Below are 269 nucleotides of genomic sequence, written 5' to 3'. Positions count from 1 at the left end.
TCCCGGGAGGCGTCCAGCGCGGTGACGTGGTGGCCCCTCGCCGCCATGCGGAGGGCCTGCGTGCCCTGGCCGGAGCCCACGTCGAGGACTCGGCAGGGGGCGGCGGGAAGGTGCCGGGCGAGCTGACGGGTGACCAGCTCTTGGCGTACGACGTCGCGCAACGTGCCGAGCCCCTGCCGAGTCCTCGACGTGGGCTCCGGCCAGGGCACGCAGGCCCTCCGCATGGCGGCGAGGGGCCACCACGTCACCGCGCTGGACGCCTCCCGGGA

At 76.2% G+C, this 269-nt stretch carries 1 protein-coding gene and 1 pseudogene; one reads left to right on the top strand and one right to left on the bottom strand.

Annotation, left to right across the window (positions count from 1 at the left end):
* A partial coding sequence (locus tag FAF44_RS54100; RefSeq protein WP_368857810.1) for a class I SAM-dependent methyltransferase occupies positions 1-209 on the bottom strand: 209 nt, incomplete at its 3' end.
* On the opposite strand from FAF44_RS54100, the pseudogene FAF44_RS54095 reads away from it, so the two are divergent.
* Positions 163-269 (top strand): annotated as a pseudogene (locus FAF44_RS54095) (SAM-dependent methyltransferase); the annotation flags it as partial. The gene FAF44_RS54100 and the pseudogene FAF44_RS54095 overlap by 47 nt on opposite strands.

The sequence above is a fragment of the Nonomuraea sp. MG754425 genome, assembly GCF_021699195.1.
Classification (GTDB): Bacteria; Actinomycetota; Actinomycetes; order Streptosporangiales; family Streptosporangiaceae; genus Nonomuraea.
Note: the sequence above shows the minus strand (reverse complement) of the source record. Positions and strands in the feature narration are given on the sequence as shown.